Origin of the sequence: Exiguobacterium sp. s189 (assembly GCF_018617615.1) — a bacterium.
Taxonomy (GTDB): domain Bacteria; phylum Bacillota; class Bacilli; order Exiguobacteriales; family Exiguobacteriaceae; genus Exiguobacterium; species Exiguobacterium aestuarii_A.
In genome coordinates this window covers 1-434 of sequence record NZ_JACSKM010000031.1, presented here as the reverse complement: position 1 = coordinate 434, position 434 = coordinate 1, and the positions used below count along the sequence as shown (strand labels likewise).

2 tRNA genes are annotated in these 434 nt (G+C 52.1%); both read left to right on the top strand.

What is annotated here, in order from left to right:
* Positions 1-109: 109 nt before the first annotated feature.
* Positions 110-186 (top strand) — tRNA-Ile (locus KNO99_RS15300).
* A 22-nt stretch (positions 187-208) separates the two neighbouring features.
* Positions 209-281, top strand: a tRNA-Ala gene (locus KNO99_RS15295).
* Positions 282-434: the final 153 nt, after the last annotated feature.

Below are 434 nucleotides of genomic sequence, written 5' to 3'. Positions count from 1 at the left end.
AACAAGGTAGCCGTATCGGAAGGTGCGGCTGGATCACCTCCTTTCTAAGGAAAATGCCCATGTGGCATTGCCCATCGTTCAGTTTTGAGAGACCAAAACCTCTCTATGAGGGCCTATAGCTCAGCCGGTTAGAGCGCACGCCTGATAAGCGTGAGGTCGGTGGTTCGAGTCCACTTAGGCCCACCATTTTTATGAACAATTCCAATACGGGGCCTTAGCTCAGCTGGGAGAGCGCCTGCCTTGCACGCAGGAGGTCAGCGGTTCGATCCCGCTAGGCTCCACTTTTGTTCCTTGAAAACTGAAGATTCATCAAGACATCAAAAACCAATTTCACATATGGTCCGTGAGGACCGTGTGTCTTAGACGCTAGATCAAGGTAGAAAGGGCGTACGGTGGATGCCTTGGCACTAGGAGCCGATGAAGGACGCGACGAA